Source organism: Dokdonia ponticola (assembly GCF_042653865.1).
GTDB classification, from domain to species: Bacteria; Bacteroidota; Bacteroidia; order Flavobacteriales; family Flavobacteriaceae; genus Dokdonia; species Dokdonia ponticola.
The window spans coordinates 1-20,320 of the sequence record NZ_JBHSFV010000013.1 but is presented as its reverse complement, the minus strand read 5'-3'; the positions used below and the strand labels follow the sequence as shown (position 1 = coordinate 20,320).

Here is a 20,320-nt window from a genome sequence, read left to right as displayed (position 1 = left end):
AGTGAGAGGGAGTAGAGGTGATCTTAAAACGTATTTGGGGAAATGGGTGTATTGCATTCTGTAATGCGCTATTATTTATCGTTAATTTTATTTTCAAAAAGTTAACTACCAATATACTAGAATATATCGATCTAATCTAATTGTTTTTACAATTAAACCTTAATAACTTATAATTTGCGCTTATCTATTTCATTTTTGTTTTTATCAAAGATTTTATAGCGCTAAACTTCTCTTAGACTTTCATGAAAATAGTACACAAATGTTTATTGTGTGTGGTGTGACAGTATTCGCTTTCGCGAAAGCGTACAAAAAATCAACCAATCATTAAAGATTGATTCCATTCTGTCATTTCTGGGTGGAGATAGGATATGATAGAAAGTCCTATCCCTGCGATTCCTTCCAAAAGACTATTTTCTTTCTCAAAGGTTGGATTGTCACCGCCTCTCCATTTTTTATAACCCGCAGAGCCATCTTCATGATGATCGATAGTGAGTCCGTAATCTATCCAATAGTCTGTAGCTTCTTTAAAAATTTTATTAGAAGTCTCTTTGTACATGTAATCAAAAATATGCATTACCCCAAAGGCACCATGGCATAAACCTGCATCTACAATTCGCGTTTCTTTTATATCTCTCCGGGTTGCTGCGTGCTCTAAGAGCTGTATAGCTGTTTCTTTTACTTCTTTATTTTGTATCACCTTGCTTGCTTGCCATAATGATATACCTATACCTAAATCTCCATAACACCAGGCTAGTCTACTACTTTGGCTCTCCTCATTATCATTGGTAATCCAATCTGGAAACAAAGATCCTTTTCCCTGCTCTTTTGCTGGATACTTTTTATACTTGAGTAGATGGTTAATAGATTGCTCTAAGAGAGGCAATGCCTGTTCAGATAAAGCGGTATGACTTGATACTCTTGACAGAAAGTTAATAATACTAGACAGACCGTGAGAGAGACTTAAATTACATCCTTTTATGCCTTCTTCTCGTAAAAGAATTGATTCCCAATAAACACCATCATCACTCTTTGTTGCTCTTTCTTTCAAGAGTAAAACGATCTCTTTAAGCATATCTTCATACTTACTCTTAGATACTGATGAGTTCGTATTTTCATATCGTTTTAAGAAATAATAGCCTATTCCAATCACTCCATGTAAAAAATCATAAAAATTTTCGTTTTGGTTAAGTTTGGTAATATGGTTTAGATATTCATCTAGTATTCCTAAAAGCCCATCTGTGTCAACTTCTATAAACTCTAATTCGTTAAGAAGTTCTATGACCCATGCTGCGCCGGCAATTCCTCCACAAAATGTATGAAAATTATATCCTTCATTAATGGTTCCTACAATCGTTGCTATAATCTCACTCCCAGCATCTTCACTAATTTCGTTAGGATTATATGCATTGTAATAAAAATGAAACAACGCAATCCCCGAACTTCCAGAAAGCACTCCAATATCTGTAGAGTCTAACGATCCGTTATTTATAAGTTCTTTATTAATTTCTTCTAATTTATCTTTTAATTTTTGTTCGCGCATTGACCCTATATATTTGAAAATGAAATATACATATAAAAAAGCTATCTTAAAATATAAGATAGCTTTATGTAATAAAAAAGAAGGGTCTTAGAAGCACTGCATTCCTGGAGGAGGGCATGTGTTTAAAGCGCCTTCTGTTGGACAACAGTATGAGTGTCCTCCTTCAATTTTGTTTAATTCTAAATTACTGATAACTTCTTTTTTTAATGATAATTCTTTCAATGACTTTTTCATGATTGTATTTGGTTTAATAAAGACCTACTCTATTTATAAGGTTTTCGGCATTCCCTTTTACATAATGAGGAATACTTAATAATTAAGTATTCCTCATGTTTTTTTAGTAACAATACACTCCTGGAGGAGGACAACTATTTAAGGGGCCATCTGTTGGACAACATACGGAATGTCCACCTTTGATTTTGTTGAGCTCTAGATTACTAATAACTTCCTTGTTTAGTGTTAATGATTTCAATGACTTTTTCATGATTGTATTTGGTTTAATAAAGACCTACTCTATTTATAAGGTTTTCGGTATCCCCTTTATATCTCTATATAATGAAAAGGTAATGTTACCTTCAAATTTTACGACTTGAAAATACCTAACTTTCAACCATTTAAAAAACATATCCCCCCTATATTCTTTAAAATAGGGCATAAAAAAACGCCATCAAAATTGATAGCGTTGGGGATTTACATGTGCCTATTTTATGGAATATCAACTGTAGGACCACACGACATATCTGAAAACCCATCTTCACCTCCACGGCAATGACTGGTAGGGATACAATCTCCTCCATTAATTTGGCTCATGCCTTTTGTTTGTATTCTAGCAATGGTTAGTTTATTAAGTCTAATTACGTTTTTCAATTGTCTTTTCATTTGAGAATATTTATAATAATTAATAATAAGTTGCGTACTTAAAATGTGTGAAATCTAACTTTAAGTATTCTCTAAATGTAACCGCAATCTCTCTAGTAACATAATACACAATCCCTAAATTGTTTAAAATAGGGCTGTATAATTATTAGAATATATATGATTTACTGAGTTTTAGATTTCTTCTATGCGCTTTATATAATAGGATGGATTAATTCCAGTTTTAGACTTAAAATGCTTAGCAAATGAGTAATCACTTTTATAACCTAACTCTGTAGCAATAGACTTTATAGAAAAAGATCGGAATTTCTTATCACTTTTTATACGATTCACTGCATAATCAATACGAAGATTATTGATGTAATCATTATAACTAACCCCTTTATGTGTATTTATGATTTTGGACAAATACGTAGCGTTTGTTTTTACTTTTTTGGCCATAGTTCGTAAACTACAATCCGTATGTAAGAAAAATTCTTGTTGTTCTAGACGTTTAAGTCCTTTGAGAACTTCAATTACTTTTTGATCATCAATGATCAATTCTCGAGACGGTTCCTTTGGTTTTGATTTTTGTTTAGAAGATTTTTCAAGTTCATTTACTTTTTCAAGGAGCTTATCAAAAGACGCTTTATTACTTCGTTGCTTTCTCTTATACCAATAAACTATAAATATACAAAGCCCTGAAACTGCTATAAGTAGAATTAAAAAATACAATGCTGTTCTTTTTTGCCTTGCTTTTTGGTCTTCAAGAGTTTCTATTTGCTTTCCTAAGATACTTGTGTCTTTTTCATAAATAGTATTTACAAGTTCGTCTTTACTATCTTGATATTTCTTGTACAATTCTCCATATTTACGATACCAATCTGAAGAATTCTTGTCGTCCCCTATACTTTCGTAAGAGGCTGCCATTAGTTTATATGCATTAATCAATCGCGTGTAATTTTTACGCTCATCAGTGTCTGTAATTCCTGTAATGAGCTGTAATTGATTAATTGCCTTTTGATATTCTTTTTTTTCTACATAGCAGTTTGCTAAAAAGTAGTTGATGTTAATCACAAACGTTTTATTATTTATACTACTTTCTCTATAAATTCGATCTGCTGTTTTTAAATATTGCAATGACTGCTCATAGTCTTTTTTATAAAAATAAACAGCTCCTTTTTTTGTATACAAATCAATGAGACCTCTCTTGTAATCTAATTCATTACTCATGGAGAGACCTTGATTTACATATTTTAAAACCGTATCATAGTGTTGTAAGTCTAAATGAACCTCAGAAACTATAGTCAATAAGTTAACATGATCGTGTTGATTGTTAAAAGCGGTATATGGAATAATTGCAAGAGCCTCATTGCATGCGTCAAGCGCTTGGTCCAATTGCTTCATTCTACGTCTAATGATCGCAATGTTGGGCTGTATAATAACTACTCTATCATCAATCCCTTCTTGTTTTGTAGTAAATTCTAATGCTTTATAATAAGCGTCTAATGCTTCTTGATTGTGCCAAGTCATTAATTTTGAATTCCCTAATAAAGTGTACAGTCTACTTAGTTTTTGAGAGTCTTGAACCCGCTCTGCATATGCAATACCCTTTCTCAAATAATAATCACTCAGCTCATAATTGCCTTGTACTATGAAAGCACGACCCACCTCTGTGTAAAAATCTATTTTTTCTGCATCATCAATGGACCTTTTGAGCAATTCTTGTTCATAGATCGTATGTTTTTCGGGAGTAATTTCTAAAACTTCTTGGAGAAGTTCAGTGGTTGTTTTCTTGCTAAGGTCATCCAAATCTGACTCTTGAGCAAATAACGTATTTTCTGTACTTAATACTAAAATAATAAGCATACATAAGCTACCTAAGTAGCTTTTATGTATCGGGGGAAAATTGATCATAAAATTTTAAGTCGGTTGAGGGACTTAAAAATAAGAATTCCTTTTAAGATATCCTCTTGAAATAAAGGGAATAACTAATTTTAATTGAGGGGTATACGCTTTCGCGAAAGCAAAAAAAGCTTAGTACCGCACCACGACTACTAAGCTCATAAAATAATTTTTTATTAAAAAACCCATCCATTTTTCAATAATGATGGTCATGTAAACGAACTATTTTCCCAGTTTTTAAAAAGATGAATAAAGAATATCGTTATGATTCCTATAATTAAAAATCCGAGAACATATGACATGATACGAGTCGTTCTATTTGTTGGCGTATGATATTTTACATAAATAAAAATATTTAAAGAGATTAAAAGGACTAGGAGAAGTGTTCCTAATTTTAAAATTGAAGCGATGACTGCATCTTTTAAAAAACGATAATAGAGATACAATAAAGCTAATGGGATGGCTCTGGTATATTTTAATATTTTCTCCATGTTCTCAACTCAATAGAATCTTAATAATTAAAAAACTAAAATATTAACGATATAAAAGGCAAGGTTCAACCAAACCTTACCTTTTTATATTTAAAAACTATAGGCCTATTAGTTACACCCTACACTACAAGATGGTCCTGAGAACCAACCCCCTTCTTCATACTCCATATATGGACTTGAGCAAGTAAGTAAGTTCATTGCTGCTGTACACTCTTCAAGTGGGCTATCAGAAAGAAGCTCTACTGCGGCATCTACAAGAACTCCAACAATAACCACTACACAAGGAGGACATCTTTGCTCCAATTGAGAAAGATCTCCTTCAAAAGTTACATTTTCAATAGAAAGTCCTAAGTCATTTACCATGTCAAATGTATAATACCCTTTGTGCTCTTTTATGTTTATTAGTTTTACAAACTCTCTAGTGATAGGATTAGTAATTACGTACTCTTGTATCATATTACTTCCTCTTTCTCTACGAATTTCTAAAGAAGATGTTTTTGAACTCTCATTAATGATCGTGTATGTTTTCTGTCCTGGTTGTTTTCTAGTTACAGTGCCATCATCACTAGTTTGAAATGTAATATCACCAACACGTAAGGTGTTAATAGATGCTTGATTATCTATTGATCCATTATCGATTGTCGTAGAGATTACCTCTATGTTTTCTGATTCAAAAGAAGTTTCGTTAACGTCTTCTGTACTACAGCTTACTACAAATGTAAATGCTGATGCTAAAAATAAATACTTAAAATTTTTCATAATTTTTGTTTTAAAAGATTAATTAAATGATATCCGTTTTGGACAGGTCAAAAGTTGGTTTTTTTTAACCCTAACACAAGGGAAGGCAATCGACATTCCGCGAATTTAAAGTCGAGATTCACGGAATTTTATGAAGGAAAATAATTTTAACTAATTAAAAATCAGTTTTTTAAATAAACTTAAAATAATTAATTGATTTGCAAAAAATCAAATTGTAAGCCTGATGATAAGGCACAAAAGAATAATGATTATTGCTTTAAATTAAATTGATTATTTTACAAAAAATATTATTCTGAATGGTAACTCCCCTAAAAACCATAAAATGGTTTAGTAAAATCATATGCTTTTTATGCATATCTAATGTTTGTGTAGCTCAGAAATCAAATGACTTTAAAATACCTGATTCTCTCGCAGATAAATCCTACACATATTTATTTGGACAATTTCGAAAAAACTACACAGACACCATCACTTCATTATTATATCTAAAAACCTCTTTAGCAAAAGCAACCAAAGAAGACGACAAACTAAAAAAAGCAATTACTTTAAATACGCTCTCTGCATACGAAGAAGATAAAGTAGAAAAAATAGCGCTTATCAAACAAGCTGTCCTTGAGAGCGAAGGATTAGAAAACATAGAACTTATTCCTGTATACACTAATGTAGGAGGAATTTATCACGATTATTATGAATACGCAAGTGCTCTTACCTACTACCTAAAAGCATTAGAACTCTCTGAAAAATTTAATATTGAAGAATATCGATATATTATACTTACTGATATCGCTAAAGTAAAAGAGGGAATAGGAAAACACGATGAAGCATTAACACTTTATAGAAAATGTCTCAATTATGGAAATACCAAATATCCTAACGATACTATAAGAAGAATCACCAATGTAATCAATATTGCAGAATCTCTTAGAAATAATAAAAAATATGACTCTGCTTCCTATTATTACAATACAATTGTAAATATCGCATATCAAAAACTACCTTCTTATGGAAGAATTCTTAGTATTAATGAAGGCATCAACCAATACTATCAAAAAAAATATCTTGATGCAGAAAAACTTTTGACAAAAGGTGCCTCAAAACTGGAGATGAATCCAGAAAGTCAGACATATTATATAGTATCGCAGATATACCAAGGAAAACTGCAACAACTCCAATACAATAATAAAGAAAAAGCAAAAGCTTATTATTTAAAAGTAGATTCTATACAAACAGCAACAGGACTCATTATACCAGAGATTAGTACTGCCTATGATTTTCTTATTTCTTATTACAAAGACAAAGGAGATTTTAAAAAACAACTTGATATTACAAATAAGTTCTTAAAACTTAAGACAGTGATCTCCTCTAGACATATACAAACAACAGATAGGTTGTATGCCGAATTTGACACCCCTCAACTACTTAAAAACAAACAAGCTCTAATCAATAAATTAGAAAACAAAACAAATACGACCACAATCTATCTAGGTCTTTTAATTTTAGGATTCTTGTTCTTATTTATCATGCAATATACGAGGTATAAAAAACACAAAAAAAGGTACAATACTATCATCTCTAACCTCAATAAAAAAGAAAAAGAAACTCCTGTCATCGAAGATAAAATCACTCCAACTCCTGTTCAAAAGTTAAACATTGATGAAGCCGTCATTACTTCAGTCTTAAAAAAATTAAAAACTTTTGAAACTAAAAAAGAATTTTTACAAACGGACATTAATATTTCTATACTTGCCAAAAAATGCAACACAAATACGAAGTATCTATCTAAAATTATAAATATTCATAAAGGAAAATCCTTTATTAATTATATTAATGATCATAGGATCGATTATATATTAAAAGAACTAAAAGAAAACTCAACATTACAACTATATACCATTAAGAGTATCAGCGAAGAAGCAGGGTTTAACACTGCCGAATCCTTTGCTACTGCCTTTAAAAAGAAGACTGGCATAAAGCCTTCCTACTACATAAGAAACCTCAAAAATGAACCGATTATTTAGTCGAAATTTCAGGAATTTCGATATAAACCTGTCATTTTACTATTGTTTTACAAGTCAAAAAAGATAGATTTGTTTCATCAAAAAAAAACAAACTGTAAACAAAAATAATGTCTAATGAAAAAATCAAAGAAAATACTAAGCCTTAATAAATTGGTCATCTCAAAATTAAATAACCCACTATCTATTATTGGAGGGACAGGAGAAATCATCATTGACGACGGAGGTATTGCAGCGACAAGACACACCAAAAACCCAGATATTTGTCCTACAGGAACTGCTACCTGCCCAGAAACTCTTTATTTTTCTTGTAAGTCTTGTTTCCCATGTAATACACAAATCAATACCGAACAAGGTTGCTAAATAGTATTCATACGTACATCTTGAGATATCTCAAATAGATATTAAATAATAACAAACACCTTTCATTGTAAAATCTGGAAGGTGTTTTACGTTAGAACAACTTTTTGAGGTCACTTTTTTTTGCTTTCGCGAAAGCATATAAAACACGTATAAAAAAGGCGAACTATTCCTAGCCCGCCAATTACCGAAAAACTTTAACTTCCCTTAAGCTTACACTATGTGAGGTGTTTTTGTGTAGCAAGAAGTACCATTCCAAGCGCAAGTCGGCTTACTCAGACATTGAAATCTAGACGTAATACCACTACACGTATCAAAAAGAACATCCCCAAAACCTCCATTGATTTGTTTTTTTTCTGATTTGCTTAGCTCTTTTCCTAAATTCGAAATTGATTTTAACATAATTATTTGTTTTTAAATTGCATGAATTCTTGATCATTTTGAGACATTCAAGTATATGTCTACTTTCTTAAAATAGTTATGGTTAGAGTATGTCTTATAGAGCTCTCATCATAAAAACTAGTATAATTTGCTATACTTGTTTTAGTAATTATAGGATGATGAACAGCTCAAATATTAGAGAATCTCACACAAAATCCAAGAGATAGAAATCGGAATTCTTAGAATTCAAAGTCGAGATTCTTGGAATTCGTAAAAAGAAAATCAGTCTTTAAAAATCAGATACGATAAGCAAAAAATAAATAGTAAACATACATCGGATTAGGTCTAAAGCTTACCTCATTTTGAGATAAAATGACTATTTTTCTAAAAATATTTTTTGATTAATGATTTGCGCATTTAGGCTTAGAGCACACTATATTCAATTACTTTTTATCCTTTTTTTTATAGTAAGTGCAACTTCTCAAGAAGAAAAATCACACACACTACCCGATTCGCTATCTTATAAAACGTACGACTATTTATCACTAAGAATTCATGAAAATTCGGCAGATACCATTGCCTCCATCAGATATATAAATAGCTACTTAGCAAAAGCAATACATGAGGATAATGGTTATAGAAGACATAGAGGATACATTCTTCTTTCTCGCTTTACAAAAGATAAAGATGCTAAGTATACTTTTATTGAAAAAGCCTTATTAGATATAAAATCCTTAGATGAACCAAATCTTATTTATTTATATAGACACTTAGGTACTGTTTATTATAGCTATTTTGAATACGAAGCAGCTTTAGAATATTATCTCAAAGCATTAAAGATTGCTAGACATACTAATAAAGAAAAAGCAGAATACACTTTACTATACAATATTGCTTTAATAAAAGAACGAATAGGCAAACACAATGAGGCCTTGTCTTTGTATAAAAAATGTCTTGTCTATGAGACACATACAAAAGATACGATTGGAAGTATAATAACTACAATAGCCATAGCTAAATCTATGCATCATAATAAAAAATATGATTCTGCTTCCCATTACTATAAAAAAATTAGCGACAAATTACATCAATTACCCCCTATCTATGGAAGCATAGCAGCAGTAGATGAAGGAATCAATCTTTATGCTAAAAAAAAATATAAGAAAGCAGAACAATTATTAATAAAAGAATACTCACAAATAAATTTTACTCTTGAAAATCAAAAACATTATATTCTTGCTACATTATATCTAGGAAAAACACAATTAGCACTTTACAGTAACGAAGAAAAAGCTAAAGAATATTTCACTAAAGTAGATTCCTTAGTATCACAATCAAAAGCGATCATACCAGAGACCATAGATGCCTATGAGTTCCTTATTAAGTATAATAAAAAAAGGAAGAATTTAAAAGAACAACTCAATGCCGTCACTAAATTATCTCAACTAATAGCAACGATTTCTTCAAGGAAGATAAATACGATTGATATAATGCACGCTGAATTTGATGTACCACAACTTTTAAAAAGCAAAGAGATATTAATTGAGCAATTAGAAAATAAATCAACAACTAATAGTGTTAAAATAGTGTACTTAATTGTCTTTATTTTACTTCTCATAACACTATTCATATTACAATATAAAAGACATCTGAAATATAAAAATCGATTCAATACTATTATTTCAGAATTAAATAAAAACGAAAAAAAAAGTACGCTTAACCCTAATACATCTAATGCTCCAAAACTACTCCTTGAAGGTATCGATAAAGAAACTGTTACTTCCGTATTAAAAAAATTAGATCAATTTGAAGAAAAAAGAGGATTCCTACAAAAAGACATTACACTAACCATTTTAGCAAAAAAATGTGATACAAATACAAAGTATTTACCAAGAATAATTCATGCTCATAAAGACAAATCCTTTGTGAATTATATTAATAATCTCAGGATTGATTATATAATAAAAGAAATGATAGAAAACACAATATTACAGAAGTACACCATCAAAACCATCAGTGAAGAAGCAGGTTTTAACACCGCAGAATCATTTGCGAGAGCCTTTAAAAATAAGACAGGCATTAGACCTTCATATTATATTAGAAAACTTAAAAAGGAAGAAACAAGTTAGTCGAGATTCTAAGAATTCCGATTATATCATGTTTTACATTTACTATTTAAAAGATTATTAGAAGTAGATTTCTATTATTATTCTTAAACATATAATTTTTATGAAAAAATCAAAAAAAACCCTTACCCTAAAAAAGTTAGTGATTTCAAAACTAACGGACCCTACTTCTATAATGGGGGGTAGTGTCCTAACTTGTACTCCAAAAACAGAAGACGGTGGTACTCTTTGTCCTCTACCTCCACCTCCACCTCCTTCTGAAAAGGATGATTGCACAATGCTTCAAACTCGCGTAGACTGTTAATTAATCAAATTATTTCGTTAACAACTCGATAATAATTACAGACACCTTTCGTTGTAAAACTCGGAAGGTGTTTTTACTTTAGAGCACTTTTTGAAGTCGCTTGTTTTTTGCTTTCGCGAAAGCGAAGTTTACGCTGAGCTAGCTTGTCGAAGCGCGAAAGTGAAGTTTATAAAAGTAAATTGAAGTATAAAAGCATATATTAGAAGAATGAACGAGATTTCCGCCGGAGTTGTTGCTGAGCATAGCCGAAGTACGGAAATAAAAAAGAAACCTGCTAGCGCAGAAAGTTATTATGAAGCAATATCACGACCTTATAAAACACGTGCTTGAAAACGGAAATGAAAAAGGAGATCGTACAGGAACGGGAACCAAGAGTGTCTTTGGATACCAAATGCGCTTTGACCTCGCTGAGGGCTTTCCGATGGTCACCACAAAAAAACTCCATTTAAAATCTATTATCTATGAACTCCTATGGTTCCTTAATGGAGACACCAATATCAAATACCTACAAGAAAATGGCGTACGTATCTGGAATGATTGGGCTGATGAAAACGGGGATCTAGGCCCTGTGTATGGACACCAATGGCGTAGCTGGAATGGTGAAGAAATTGACCAAATCGCAGAGATCATTGAGACCCTTAAAACCAATCCCAACAGCAGACGTATGCTGGTAAGCGCCTGGAACCCTGGTGTACTTCCTGATACCTCAAAATCATTTTCAGAAAATGTGGCCAATGGAAAAGCAGCCCTACCTCCGTGTCATGCCTTTTTTCAGTTTTATGTAGCCAATGGAAAACTGAGTTGCCAACTCTACCAAAGAAGCGCCGATATATTCTTAGGCGTTCCTTTTAATATCGCAAGTTATGCGTTACTCACCATGATGATTGCACAAGTCTGTGGTTATGAACCTGGAGATTTTATACATACCTTTGGTGATGCACATATCTATAGTAATCACTTTGAGCAAGTCGAGCTACAATTGTCCAGAGAAATCCGTACTTTACCCACGTTAAAAATAAATCCTGAGGTAAAAGACATTTTTGGCTTCAAATTTGATGACTTCACCCTGGAAAACTACAACCCGCATCCACATATTAAAGGAGCTGTTGCAGTATAACCAACTCATAAACTAAAAAACAGATCAAAAAAATGAAGAAATTAGCCCTAGCTCTTTTTGTATTAGTAAGTACCGTTTCCTTTGCACAAGAAGGAGTGTCTATGAAACGTACCACCACACTTACGATTAGCGAAGTACCTCCCACATGGCCAGGATGTGATGGCTCTATCAATCAAAAAAATAATTGTTTTAGACAAAAATTGGCAAATCACGTGATTCGTGGTTTTAAATTTCCAGCAGGACACAAAAGTGGTACGCGTGTAGTGGTAGATATGATTATAAACACCAAAGGACGTCCAGAAATTAAAGGCATGGAAGGGGGTTCTCCAGAATTACAAGCAGAAATTAAACGCAAAATCATGTCAATGCCCGATGTAAAACCAGGCCACTCAGGAGGAACACCAGAAGTACGTAAGTACAAACTTCCGTTTACGTTTTAAAACATGAATTTTTTTACTATTGTCTTATGTTTTTTTGTGTTTTCAAATACTTTGATTGCACAAAAAAACATAGATAATGTTCCTCTAACTGAAAGTTGTGTAATTGGCTATATCCCTTTTGATACTGTTGAAAAAGTACCTGTCTATCAAGGATGCACTGGAAAAGATAATAAGGAACTCAAAAATTGTTTCTCCAATGCTGTTTCTAAGTTTATAACTGAAAATTTGAGCCTTGAAATTAAATCAATTGAAAATTATCCACCTGGAAGTATTAGAATGTTTTTACGCTTTATAATTAATAAAGAAGGATATATTACAGATATAAATGTAAGGGCACAAAATAAATCATTAGAAAATGAAGCTATCCGAGTGATTAAAAAACTCCCTCAAATGATTCCAGGAAAACAGAAAGGAAAAAGTGTAGCTGTATTATATAATTTTCCTATGATTTTTTGTGTTAAGGAATAAACCCACATAATAAACATCGATTATGAATAAAGTCACCCTGTTGCTTTTTATTATATTTTTTATTCCAATAAACGCACTAGTTGCTCAAGAGGAAGTAGAAATTGTTGAAATAACAGAAGATAATGTACCTCTAGACATTCCTTTTGCGGTGATTGAGAGAGTTCCGATTTATCCTGGATGTACTGGAGATGATAATGGGATGCTTAAACAATGTATGTCTGAAAATATTTCTGCGTTTGTAAACCAAAATTTTAATATTAAAAAAGCATCAAGAGGTCTTACCCCGGGCACACATAGAATTTTTGTGAGCTTTAAGATTGATAAAAAAGGCCGTATTACAAATGTTAGAAGTCGTGCACCAAATAAAAAAATAGAAAAAGAAGCGATTAAGGTGATGAAAATGCTTCCTAAAATGATCCCAGGACAACAAAAAGGGAAAAACGTAGGCGTTTTGTATTCATTGCCGATCACTTTCAAAATAGATAAGTAAGACAACTCTAAGCGCAAGAAAAAAAGGTAAGGTTTTAATATTTCTACCCCAAAAGACTTTTTAACGATGTCTTAACGTGTGTCCGCTTTCGCGAAAGCGTATAAAATTAGTAACTTTGAGAGTGACCCATATATAGTCACTCTTTTGCTATGATCAAAACCCAAACACTCCTTACTTTTTTTAAAGAAACACGAGCCCACACAGAAACCATTTGTGCTCCACTACAAACGGAAGATTACGTGGTACAACCCATCGTAGACGTCTCCCCGCCCAAATGGCACTTAGGCCATACCACCTGGTTTTTTGAAGAATTTATCCTAAAACATCACAAAACCGGATACACCATTTTTAGTGATGACTTTGCTTTTGTATTTAATAGCTATTATGAAAGTATAGGAAAACGTGTCATTCGTACAGATCGAGGGAATCTTTCCAGACCTACGGTTTCTCAAGTGTATGCCTATCGCAACTATGTAACAGAAGCGTTAATCGAACTACTAGAAGAAGGTATAGATGAAGAAATCACAAAGCTTCTTACCATTGGAATCCATCACGAAAAACAACATCAAGAACTCCTACTCACAGATATTAAATACATCTTAGGCAATAATCCTTTAATGCCTGTGTATGATGGTCAATTCTCTGAAAATATAATAGAAACACAACCTCAAAAATGGATCTCAATTACTGAAGGGATTTATGAAATCGGCCATGAAGGTCCTGATTTTTGTTATGACAATGAACTAGGAAGACACAAAGTATACCTCCATGAGTTTGAGATCTCAAACAAACTAGTCACTAATGCAGACTATATCGCTTTTATAGAAGCGGGAGGATACCAAACACCCTTACTGTGGCATGCCGAAGCTTGGGACTGGGTACAAACACAAAAAATCACAGCGCCTTTATATTGGCACCTCATCGATGGAGAATGGCATCAATATACCTTGAAAGGACTCCAAAAAATAAACCCAGAAGCGCCTTTATCTCATATTTCCTATTTTGAGGCTTTTGCTTATGCACAATGGAAAGACATGAGACTTCCTACCGAGTTTGAATGGGAAGTAGCTCAGTCCCATTTTAACTGGGGACAGCGGTGGGAATGGACAGAAAGCGCCTATCTCCCCTATCCTGGATATAAAAAAGAACCTGGAGCACTGGGAGAATACAACGGTAAGTTTATGGTCAATCAGAAAGTACTCCGAGGAGGATCTGTGGCTACACCTATACAACACACAAGACCTACCTATCGCAATTTCTTTCAAACAGGATTACGCTGGCAATACACAGGCATCCGACTTGTAAAATAATTGAAAGATCAAAACACTAATCACGACCATTACTACATGACTATAAAAACAAAAACATATACATCTACCTTTGAAGAAGACGTTGCAAAAGGCCTTTCTTCATTTCCAAAATCATTATCCTCAAAATACTTTTACGACAAAAAAGGAGATAAACTTTTTCAAGATATTATGGCAATGCCAACCTATTATCTTACGGATTGCGAATACGAAATCATTGCTTTACAAAAAGAGGAAATCAGTGCTGCTTTTCAAGGAGAAGATGGGTTTGATCTCATCGAATTAGGCGCTGGAGATGGAAAGAAAACCAAAGTATTATTAAAATACCTCTCAGACAACAAAATTGATTTTTCATACCTGCCCATCGACATCAGTCAAAATGTACTCGACGGCTTAAAAGAAAGTGTCCAAAAAGAAATCCCTAATGTTGATATTCAACCACAACAAGGGACCTATTTTGAGGTGTTAGAAAATCTTGCACAGTATAATACCCGTAAAAAAGTGATTCTCTTTTTGGGATCTAACATTGGGAATTTATTGCACCCACAAGCCATTGACTTTTTAGCAAATATTCAAGAAGGGATGAATGACAATGACCTTCTTTTTATGGGATTTGATCAGAAGAAGTATCCACAAACCATTCTTGATGCCTACAATGATAAAGAAGGGATTACCGCCGCTTTTAATAAAAATATATTGCATCGAATTAATACAGAATTAGATGCCAACTTTGATGTAGATCAATTTTTACACTGGGAAGTATATGATCCGGAAACAGGCACCGCAAAAAGCTATTTGGTAAGCCAAAAAGAACAAACAGTACAGATTAATAAACTACAACTCGAGGTTCCCTTTAAAGCATGGGAAACCATTCATACAGAAATTAGTCAAAAATATGATGATGATATTGTGAGTTGGCTAGCCAATGAATCTGGATTACACATGGTAAATCAATTTACAGACAGCAACCACTATTACAAAAATTATATTTTTAAAAAGAAGTAGTTCGTTTTCACGTAAGTGAACCCTAGGCCTTTTCAAAATAACAGAAAAAGAAAGATACCAGTATATATCTAATAATCATTGCAAAAAGCAACTAAAACTGCTCTTTGCAGAAACAAAAAAACACTATGAAAGCCATTTGGAATGATACTGTAATTGCAGAAAGTAACGATACCGTCGTGATCGAAGGAAACCATTATTTCCCACACGAAAGTATCAAAAAAGAATTTTACACATCTAGTGAGACACATTCTGTTTGTCCTTGGAAAGGAAAAGCACATTACTACACCATAGAAGTTGACGGAAAACAAAATATAGATGCCGCTTGGTTTTATCCTGAAGTAAGCGAACTAGCACAAGGAATTAAAAACCGTGTTGCTTTTTGGAAAGGAGTAAGCGTTGTAGCATCATAAGTATACATAGAAAACTCCCGCAGATTTCACCCTACGGAAGTTTTTCACCATAAAAACAACTTAAAAACTATTCTCTATTATTTAATTATAAAACGTCCATGCATCGATTGTTGTCTATCATCTATAATCATATAGACATACATTCCTTTAGCAAGTTGCGGTGCGTTATAACGTAGGGTTTGGTTACCAACCTGTGTCGCTATTTCTTTTTGATCGACCAATCGGCCTACCATATTATATACGGTCATCTGTGTCGCGTTCATCCCTTGAGGTAATTGTATGGTGGTGCTTTCTGTAAAAGGATTTGGATAATTTCTGAGCGTCGTGCTTGCCCTCTCAAAAGTCTCAGTAGCCAACGAAGTTTCATCCGTAAAACGCACATGCTGTATATCCATTTCTTTAGTAACTAGCTGTCCGTTTTCTGAAACCATCGTAAAAACAATCGTCACAACATCATCCAGCACAACACTATTGATAGGAATGATAAAATCCTGAAACGTATCGGTGAGTGTGATCGTTTGCTTGAACTGATCTTCCCAAGCATCAATACTTTGCTTGACAAACGTAATTTCTAGATTTCCTGTACCTTTTGCACGTACGCCAAAACTCATATAATCAGACACATCTACAGCTTGAAACCGTGGGGTTAATGCCCTGTAGGCAGCTACATAGGCGTTTGTAGTTGCTTCTAAGTGTACATTCCTTTCTACAGGAAAATCACTTGAATCAAAGCTCTCCGTATTTTCAGAAATCATGTATTCTTGTATGGTAGTCGTAGGCTGGCTATCATCTATTCCCCAAGGACCATCAGACATGAATAAATCATCCGGAGTGTTAGTCCCATCACCTATTCTAAATCCTATATCAAAAAGGTTTCCAGTGGCTATAGTTACTTCTGTACTATAGTTTCCTTGTAAATCTATCGTAGAGGTCATTACCTCGATAGCACTTGTTTCTGTGGCACGAATTCCTGCGTCAAAAGTTACTTCCTGAGTTTCATTGGTGTTTATAATCTGTACATCCAACCCGCCCTGTACATACACTCCTTTTCTCACAAAAACAGTGGGAGGCGTTGAAGTAGCATACGTAGAGATTGGCTTTTCAATATCCAATAGACGAAGCACTTCTTCTCCTAAAAGGTATAAATCATCAATAGAATTCGACCAAATCTGGAAGTTATAAAAAGCTGCATCTTCTTCATATTGATCCAAATTCCAATGACTTTCAATCGCAAATTCAGTATCATTTGTGATCACTTTCGCCGAAAGGCTTAACACAAATTCAACCGTACCGTCTACATTTTTTATAAGGGATTTGATAAAAGGTTGTTCATTAATCGTTATGGTAGATACAGATAGTAACTCTGCTCCCAGTAAACGATCACAGATGTATTTGGTGTGTTCATATACCCCATCTTCTGTTTTAATAGCAAGAATAGAAGCCACTGACAGATCTTCCTTAATATAATCTACCGAGTAGATCTCTGTTGCATTTGTAATGTTTAAAAGATCTGTGGGACTCGATTCTACCACATATTCTTCTGCAATCACATCCAAAGGAATAAAATCTTCCAATTGAATCGCTTCACTAGTACTTTTATGGCCGTACGTTGTTTTCTTTTCCACACGTTCTGCAGTCTCCCTATTAAATCTGTAGCCTGTTTTAGCCCGATTGTAGGAACGTTTATTAATCGCATCAGAAAGCCGATTATTGCTCTCCAAACCTCCATCATTGGCACTAGAGGTAGGCGCTTCAACCACTTCGCAATTTCCGTATCCAGAACATGATGGATCTTCACAATCTATAAGTCCGTCACCGTCGTCGTCTATTCCATTATCGCATATCTCTTGAGCTACAGGTGCCGTAGGACAGCGTGCCCCATCATTACTCGAGCTAGAAGGGCCAAAAGCAAATAAATTAGAGTCTATTGCATTTACACCATCTAAGTCTTGCACATTTTGAATCACATAAACGGTTCCTGTTTGATTGGCAGACACGTAAAAACGTCCTGAAAGATCAAAATACACCGCACCATACGTATAGTTAAAGCCTGATAAAATAGGAACCTCCCCCAAGGACTGTAAAATCCCATTGGAAGGGTTTATTCTATATAATATATTCGTCCCTTTTTCTACAGCATATAAATATCCATCTGCTGCATTAAATGCCCAATCGTGAATACTAATACTTTGAGATAAATTTTCTGTAGCAATATACCCTCCATAATTTGTAGACGCTGGGTTTACATCTATTTTATGGTACGTACTTCCGCCTGATTTTAAATAATAAATTCCGCCTGAGCTCACATCACCTATATAATTATTGCCCGTTGGCAATTCATCTATATAATAGGTAGTGGTCGTAAAATTTTTACCAATCCGCACAATCGTTTTTGAAGGTGATGCGAGAAATCCCCAGATATATCCATCGGCTGGATTATAGCCTGCGGCATTAATATTTCCTTCGGTGACATTTTCGGCTGCCAGAAAAGAACTTCCAGAAGCTAAATCGATCGCATACACATCATTATACTGAAATAAATAGGCATTATCATCGCAGTTAAAAGGAATGTCTTGTGCTTGCGTCACAATGGTAAAAAATAGTAATACGCTAAGTAGTTGTTTCTTCATGGCCTATCTGTTAATATAGATCAAATGTAGCGGGAAGAAATACGCTATTTTTTTAAAATCGGTAGGCAATCAGGAACTATAGACGAACGGTATTTTTGAAGCGTTGAATTGTCTACAGAAGTTTCCCGCTTTCGCGAAATGGTATGCTGAGCTTGTCGAAGTAGCTAAACAACAATCATAATAACAGGAGCCTAACACGTTGTTTACCAAACAAATACAGTGGATCACGCTGTCCCCTCGAGCCTTTCGTCTTAACTCAAGACAAGCTACAGTCGAGAGGTCTGAGATTTGTCAGATAGGTATCGACTGCACTCAAGGAGACATCTCAAGTTTTAAAACTTTCTGTCCGGATGAAACAAGGCCATATCCATACTCGGAGTGACCTCATCGATCACTTCCTGTACAAGTTTTCCCGTCGAAGGCCCTAAACTCCAACCCATCATTGCATGTCCCGTGGCAATGGTTAGATTTTTACACTTGGTACTTTTCCCTATATACGGCATCCCGTCTGGAGATACTGGGCGCAGTCCGCTTGCCGCTTGTGCTTTTTCTTCTGGCGTGACAGAAACTTCTGGAAAGTACCGCTGTACCCCTTCGGCAATCGCGTCTACCCGCTGAGTATTGATACGTTGATTAATGCCTGCAATTTCCATCGTTCCGGCAAAACGGGTACATCCGCTCATCGGAGTAATCGCAATTTTAGCTTCAGCAAGAATAGAGGGATACGTAATTCCAGTAGGTCTTGTGGTTTCTATACGATACCCTTTTCCTGCTTGAAGGAGCAGTGGAATGTTTAGCTTTCGCGAAAGCATACTCGCCCAAGATCCTGCTGCAAGCACATACTCGTCTGCTTTGAGTTGTTCTTTATCCGTTTTCACGAAAGTGATCTCACCATTTTTAACCCCTAAATCCACCACTTTTTCTTCCTGCCGAATCACCACCCCTGCATTGACTAAATAGGTTTTGAGTTCGTTCATAAAGGCACCTGGCGTCGTATGGTGATCACACTCAAAATACGTAGCTCCCACAATATCTAGCGTGGTATCGGGCATCATTTGCTGTACCTCTGCTGCCGAAACGCCACGAGCCACCAAACCTTCTTTATGAGCTATTTCTACCAATTCTAACTCATGATGAAGGGTTTGCTCGGTCTGACAAAGCATGAATAAGCCTTTTTTCTCTAGCTGAAAATCAAAACCCTCTTCTTGCTTAATTTGATCATATAAATCACGACCCATCACAGCAATTTCACGCATTATCGGAATCACTCGTTCAACATGTGATGCGTTACAGGATTTATTAAAAGCCCAACTCCATTTAATTAAGTCTGAATTAAGTCGAGGTTTAATGTACAACGGACTCTTACGATCAAACATCCATTTGATGCCTTGTTTCATAACGCCAGGGGCTGATAATGGAATCATATGACTAGGCGCCAAATATCCTGCATTTACATAAGAAGCGCCACCGTCCATTTTAGATTGGTCGATTACCGTGACTTGATGTCCCGATTTATGAAGAAAATACGCACAGGATAATCCTATGATCCCGCCGCCTATGATGATACAATGTTTCAATGTGGTAATGTGGTAATGGGTTAATGGGTTAATGGGTTAATGGGTTAATGGGTTAATGGGTTAATGGGTTAATGGGTTAATGGGTTAATGGGTTAATGGGTTAATGGGTTAATGGGTTAATGGGTTAATGGGTTAATGGG

Annotated in this window: 20 protein-coding genes; 10 read left to right on the top strand and 10 right to left on the bottom strand. The window is 34.3% G+C overall.

Features of this window, described 5'->3' with window-relative positions; all coding sequences use genetic code 11:
* Positions 1-313 precede the first annotated feature (313 nt).
* The 7 genes from ACFO3O_RS18345 to ACFO3O_RS18315 form a co-directional block, all read right to left on the bottom strand.
* Positions 314-1,540, bottom strand: coding sequence for a lanthionine synthetase C family protein (locus ACFO3O_RS18345; protein WP_379981536.1), 1,227 nt, complete (start codon positions 1,538-1,540; stop codon positions 314-316).
* Between the two features lie 87 nt (positions 1,541-1,627).
* A complete protein-coding gene (locus ACFO3O_RS18340) occupies positions 1,628-1,774 on the bottom strand; it encodes a hypothetical protein (RefSeq protein ID WP_379981534.1) in 147 nt (48 codons plus the stop codon).
* A gap of 103 nt (positions 1,775-1,877) precedes the next feature.
* Complete coding sequence (locus ACFO3O_RS18335; RefSeq protein ID WP_379981532.1) at positions 1,878-2,024, bottom strand: hypothetical protein; 147 nt, start codon at positions 2,022-2,024, stop codon at positions 1,878-1,880.
* A gap of 221 nt (positions 2,025-2,245) precedes the next feature.
* The gene (locus ACFO3O_RS18330) at positions 2,246-2,419 is read right to left on the bottom strand and encodes a hypothetical protein (RefSeq protein ID WP_379981530.1); all 174 of its coding nucleotides are present in this window, start codon (positions 2,417-2,419) and stop codon (positions 2,246-2,248) included.
* Positions 2,420-2,590: 171 nt separating this feature from the next.
* Complete coding sequence (locus ACFO3O_RS18325) at positions 2,591-4,264, bottom strand: helix-turn-helix domain-containing protein (protein WP_379981528.1); 1,674 nt, start codon at positions 4,262-4,264, stop codon at positions 2,591-2,593.
* A gap of 245 nt (positions 4,265-4,509) precedes the next feature.
* Positions 4,510-4,791 carry a hypothetical protein gene (locus ACFO3O_RS18320; protein ID WP_379981526.1) on the bottom strand — a complete coding sequence of 94 codons (282 nt, stop codon included), beginning with the start codon at positions 4,789-4,791 and terminating at the stop codon, positions 4,510-4,512.
* A 108-nt stretch (positions 4,792-4,899) separates the two neighbouring features.
* A complete protein-coding gene (locus ACFO3O_RS18315; RefSeq protein WP_379981524.1) occupies positions 4,900-5,550 on the bottom strand; it encodes a hypothetical protein in 651 nt (216 codons plus the stop codon).
* 296 nt (positions 5,551-5,846) lie between these two features.
* Here ACFO3O_RS18315 and ACFO3O_RS18310 point away from each other — a divergent pair, with 296 nt between their 5' ends.
* Positions 5,847-7,568, top strand: a complete 1,722-nt coding sequence (locus ACFO3O_RS18310; protein WP_379981522.1) for a helix-turn-helix domain-containing protein — start codon at positions 5,847-5,849, stop codon at positions 7,566-7,568.
* A gap of 114 nt (positions 7,569-7,682) precedes the next feature.
* Positions 7,683-7,928 (top strand): hypothetical protein, encoded by a 246-nt coding sequence (locus ACFO3O_RS18305; protein ID WP_379981520.1) that lies wholly within the window; start codon positions 7,683-7,685, stop codon positions 7,926-7,928.
* 210 nt (positions 7,929-8,138) lie between these two features.
* On the opposite strand, the gene ACFO3O_RS18300 is transcribed toward ACFO3O_RS18305, so the two are convergent.
* A complete protein-coding gene (locus ACFO3O_RS18300; RefSeq protein WP_379981518.1) occupies positions 8,139-8,327 on the bottom strand; it encodes a hypothetical protein in 189 nt (62 codons plus the stop codon).
* A 383-nt stretch (positions 8,328-8,710) separates the two neighbouring features.
* Here ACFO3O_RS18300 and ACFO3O_RS18295 point away from each other — a divergent pair, with 383 nt between their 5' ends.
* The 8 genes from ACFO3O_RS18295 (at position 8,711) to ACFO3O_RS18260 (ending at position 15,973) form a co-directional block, all read left to right on the top strand.
* Complete coding sequence (locus ACFO3O_RS18295; protein WP_379981516.1) at positions 8,711-10,435, top strand: helix-turn-helix domain-containing protein; 1,725 nt, start codon at positions 8,711-8,713, stop codon at positions 10,433-10,435.
* A gap of 593 nt (positions 10,436-11,028) precedes the next feature.
* Entirely contained in the window at positions 11,029-11,853 is an 825-nt protein-coding gene (locus ACFO3O_RS18290) for a thymidylate synthase (RefSeq protein ID WP_379981514.1), read from the top strand.
* Between the two features lie 32 nt (positions 11,854-11,885).
* Positions 11,886-12,293 (top strand): energy transducer TonB, encoded by a 408-nt coding sequence (locus ACFO3O_RS18285; RefSeq protein WP_379981512.1) that lies wholly within the window; start codon positions 11,886-11,888, stop codon positions 12,291-12,293.
* A gap of 51 nt (positions 12,294-12,344) precedes the next feature.
* Positions 12,345-12,761 (top strand): energy transducer TonB, encoded by a 417-nt coding sequence (locus tag ACFO3O_RS18280; RefSeq protein WP_379981510.1) that lies wholly within the window; start codon positions 12,345-12,347, stop codon positions 12,759-12,761.
* 22 nt (positions 12,762-12,783) lie between these two features.
* Positions 12,784-13,251 (top strand): energy transducer TonB, encoded by a 468-nt coding sequence (locus ACFO3O_RS18275; protein ID WP_379981508.1) that lies wholly within the window; start codon positions 12,784-12,786, stop codon positions 13,249-13,251.
* Positions 13,252-13,400: 149 nt separating this feature from the next.
* Complete coding sequence (gene egtB, locus ACFO3O_RS18270) at positions 13,401-14,561, top strand: ergothioneine biosynthesis protein EgtB (protein WP_379981506.1); 1,161 nt, start codon at positions 13,401-13,403, stop codon at positions 14,559-14,561.
* A 36-nt stretch (positions 14,562-14,597) separates the two neighbouring features.
* Positions 14,598-15,563 (top strand): L-histidine N(alpha)-methyltransferase, encoded by a 966-nt coding sequence (locus ACFO3O_RS18265; RefSeq protein ID WP_379981504.1) that lies wholly within the window; start codon positions 14,598-14,600, stop codon positions 15,561-15,563.
* A 125-nt stretch (positions 15,564-15,688) separates the two neighbouring features.
* Positions 15,689-15,973 (top strand): DUF427 domain-containing protein, encoded by a 285-nt coding sequence (locus ACFO3O_RS18260; protein WP_379981502.1) that lies wholly within the window; start codon positions 15,689-15,691, stop codon positions 15,971-15,973.
* Between the two features lie 77 nt (positions 15,974-16,050).
* Here the strand turns inward: ACFO3O_RS18260 and ACFO3O_RS18255 are convergent, their stop codons facing one another.
* Together ACFO3O_RS18255 and ACFO3O_RS18250 are read right to left on the bottom strand one after the other, a co-directional pair.
* The gene (locus tag ACFO3O_RS18255) at positions 16,051-18,603 is read right to left on the bottom strand and encodes a DUF6923 family protein (protein WP_379981501.1); all 2,553 of its coding nucleotides are present in this window, start codon (positions 18,601-18,603) and stop codon (positions 16,051-16,053) included.
* Between the two features lie 332 nt (positions 18,604-18,935).
* Positions 18,936-20,180 carry an NAD(P)/FAD-dependent oxidoreductase gene (locus ACFO3O_RS18250; protein WP_379981499.1) on the bottom strand — a complete coding sequence of 415 codons (1,245 nt, stop codon included), beginning with the start codon at positions 20,178-20,180 and terminating at the stop codon, positions 18,936-18,938.
* Positions 20,181-20,320: the final 140 nt, after the last annotated feature.

Bases quoted from the DNA above. Each gene is read 5' to 3' on its own strand.
- ACFO3O_RS18345 (WP_379981536.1), bottom strand. From the start codon at position 1,540: ATGCGCGAACAAAAATTAAAAGATAAATTAGAAGAAATTAATAAAGAA.
- ACFO3O_RS18340 (WP_379981534.1), bottom strand. From the start codon at position 1,774: ATGAAAAAGTCATTGAAAGAATTATCATTAAAAAAAGAAGTTATCAGT.
- ACFO3O_RS18335 (WP_379981532.1), bottom strand. From the start codon at position 2,024: ATGAAAAAGTCATTGAAATCATTAACACTAAACAAGGAAGTTATTAGT.
- ACFO3O_RS18330 (WP_379981530.1), bottom strand. From the start codon at position 2,419: ATGAAAAGACAATTGAAAAACGTAATTAGACTTAATAAACTAACCATT.
- ACFO3O_RS18325 (WP_379981528.1), bottom strand. From the start codon at position 4,264: ATGCTTATTATTTTAGTATTAAGTACAGAAAATACGTTATTTGCTCAA.
- ACFO3O_RS18320 (WP_379981526.1), bottom strand. From the start codon at position 4,791: ATGGAGAAAATATTAAAATATACCAGAGCCATCCCATTAGCTTTATTG.
- ACFO3O_RS18315 (WP_379981524.1), bottom strand. From the start codon at position 5,550: ATGAAAAATTTTAAGTATTTATTTTTAGCATCAGCATTTACATTTGTA.
- ACFO3O_RS18310 (WP_379981522.1), top strand. From the start codon at position 5,847: ATGGTAACTCCCCTAAAAACCATAAAATGGTTTAGTAAAATCATATGC.
- ACFO3O_RS18305 (WP_379981520.1), top strand. From the start codon at position 7,683: ATGAAAAAATCAAAGAAAATACTAAGCCTTAATAAATTGGTCATCTCA.
- ACFO3O_RS18300 (WP_379981518.1), bottom strand. From the start codon at position 8,327: ATGTTAAAATCAATTTCGAATTTAGGAAAAGAGCTAAGCAAATCAGAA.
- ACFO3O_RS18295 (WP_379981516.1), top strand. From the start codon at position 8,711: ATGATTTGCGCATTTAGGCTTAGAGCACACTATATTCAATTACTTTTT.
- ACFO3O_RS18290 (WP_379981514.1), top strand. From the start codon at position 11,029: ATGAAGCAATATCACGACCTTATAAAACACGTGCTTGAAAACGGAAAT.
- ACFO3O_RS18285 (WP_379981512.1), top strand. From the start codon at position 11,886: ATGAAGAAATTAGCCCTAGCTCTTTTTGTATTAGTAAGTACCGTTTCC.
- ACFO3O_RS18275 (WP_379981508.1), top strand. From the start codon at position 12,784: ATGAATAAAGTCACCCTGTTGCTTTTTATTATATTTTTTATTCCAATA.
- egtB (WP_379981506.1), top strand. From the start codon at position 13,401: ATGATCAAAACCCAAACACTCCTTACTTTTTTTAAAGAAACACGAGCC.
- ACFO3O_RS18265 (WP_379981504.1), top strand. From the start codon at position 14,598: ATGACTATAAAAACAAAAACATATACATCTACCTTTGAAGAAGACGTT.
- ACFO3O_RS18260 (WP_379981502.1), top strand. From the start codon at position 15,689: ATGAAAGCCATTTGGAATGATACTGTAATTGCAGAAAGTAACGATACC.
- ACFO3O_RS18255 (WP_379981501.1), bottom strand. From the start codon at position 18,603: ATGAAGAAACAACTACTTAGCGTATTACTATTTTTTACCATTGTGACG.